The sequence below is a fragment of the Acidobacteriota bacterium genome (assembly GCA_012517875.1).
In the GTDB taxonomy this organism is placed as follows: domain Bacteria; phylum Acidobacteriota; class JAAYUB01; order JAAYUB01; family JAAYUB01; genus JAAYUB01.
Genome location: JAAYUB010000160.1, coordinates 1 through 1,516 on the forward strand (window position 1 = coordinate 1; position 1,516 = coordinate 1,516).

Annotated in this window: 2 pseudogenes; both read right to left on the reverse strand. The window is 62.4% G+C overall.

The window, feature by feature from the left end:
* A pseudogene (locus GX414_15515) lies at window positions 1-86 on the reverse strand (hypothetical protein).
* A 248-nt stretch (window positions 87-334) separates the two neighbouring features.
* Window positions 335-1,448 (reverse strand): annotated as a pseudogene (locus tag GX414_15520) (IS3 family transposase).
* Window positions 1,449-1,516: the final 68 nt, after the last annotated feature.

Here is a 1,516-nt window from a genome sequence, read left to right on the forward strand (position 1 = left end):
CGGTCGTTGCGGGCGAAGCCAAACACATAGTCCACGTGGTTGGCTTCGCACCAGCTCATCAACTCGTCCCGGCAGAAACCCGAGTCGTGAGGTGGACCCCAAGGACTGGACAGTTTTCGCCCGTTCCTTGAGTGGGTCGCGGCGGGTTCGGAGGGCGGCATTTCTACCGCCCTGTCAGTCCGGACCACGCGAGGCGCTCGGGTCGCATCCCTGCGTTGCCCTGTCTTCCTGCGAGGCTCCTTGATTGTACGGCAGCCCGAATGCCTCTCCAATAGCGAAGCAGCCAGTCTGGCCGAAAGCGATAAATCCCGGGGTTTGGGGCGGAGCCCCAAGTTCAAGCAATAGCATGTTCCTTGTTGCGCGAAGCGAACACCTCGGCGGGCGTCCGGTAGCCCAGCGCCTGATGCGGCCGGCTGTGATTGTAAAACCGGAAATAGTCGTCCAGTGCCATCCACAACTGCCGCCCGTCGGCGAAATCGCCCGGGTAGACGAGTTCGTATTTCACCGAGCGCCACAAACGCTCGATGAAGACGTTGTCCATCCAGCGGCCGCGGCCGTCCATGCTGATCAGGATCTGGCGTTGCCGCAGTGCGCTGGTGAAATCGGCCGAAGTGAATTGCGATCCCTGATCGGTGTTGAAGATCTCCGGCGGACCCTGGTCGAGGGCGGCTTCCAAGGCCGCCAGGCAGAAGCCGGTGTCCATGGTCGTCGACAGTTCCCAGCTCAGCACATAGCGGCTGAACCAGTCCATCACCGCCACCAGATAGAGAAAGCCCCGGCGCATCGGCACATAGGTGATGTCGCTCGACCAGACCTGGTTGGGCCGGTCGATGACCAGATCGCGCAGCAAGTAAGGATGGATCTCGTGACCCGGCCCCGGCCGGCTGAGCTGCGGCTTCGGGTACAGCGCCTCGATGCCTGCGATGCGCATCAGCCGCTGCATCCGCTTGCGGTTCACGCCGAGCGTCGCCGCCATGCGGCGGCTGCCGAAGAACGGCAGTTCCATGTAGCACTCGTCCAGCCGGCGAAGCAAAGCCAGCGTCTCGGCGCTTTCCGGCCGAGGTTGGTAGTAGTAGCTGGAACGGGCCAGCCCCAGCAATTGGCATTGACGCCGGATGGCGAGTTCGGGATGGTACGGGTCGATCCATTGGCGTTTGTCGTCAATCGTGCAAGCCGACTCTTTTTTTGAGAAAGTCGAGCTCCACTTTCAGCCTCCCGATCTGCTGGTAGAGGGCGTCCTTTTCGGGATCGGAATCCTGGCGGCCGGCCTGCGCGCCGGCGAAGATCGCCGGCATCTGCGCCAACGCCTGCTTCTTCCAGGTGGCGACCAGATTCGGGTGCACGTCAAAGGCCTTGGCGATCTCAGCGGCTGTCCTGACGCCGCGGATGGCTTCGACGGCGACCTTCGCCTTCAAACTCGGCGGGTGGGTCTTGCGGGTTCTCGGCATTGCTTCTCTCCATTCTCAATGCCGCCGATCCACTTAAGCAGGCTGTCCAGAAGACGGGGTCCACTTCA